Annotated in this window: 1 protein-coding gene; it reads left to right on the top strand. The window is 74.0% G+C overall.

Features of this window, described 5'->3' with window-relative positions; translation table 11 throughout:
* The coding region (locus D7X99_RS44175) for a hypothetical protein (RefSeq protein ID WP_233614250.1) at nt 1-254 on the top strand (254 nt) is incomplete at both ends.

Here is a 254-nt window from a genome sequence, read left to right as displayed (position 1 = left end):
CAACGCGCGCGGCCTCTACACCTTCGTCAACCGCCGCTACATCCGTGACCGCGGGCTCATCAGCACCGTGCAGCGCGCGTTCCAGGACTTCCTGCCCGCGGGCCGTCAGCCGGTGGTGGTGCTGCACGGCGTGGGCAGCCCCGCCTCCGTGACGAGCGCTGAATCGAGCGGCAGCGCGACCTCCGCGCGCAGCAGGGCCACCGCGCGCTTCTGGGCCTCCCGCAGCGCGGACTGCTCCGGCGCGGACAGACGCG

This window comes from Corallococcus sp. AB032C, assembly GCF_003668935.1.
Taxonomy (GTDB): domain Bacteria; phylum Myxococcota; class Myxococcia; order Myxococcales; family Myxococcaceae; genus Corallococcus; species Corallococcus exiguus.
Note: the sequence above shows the minus strand (reverse complement) of the source record. Positions and strands in the feature narration are given on the sequence as shown.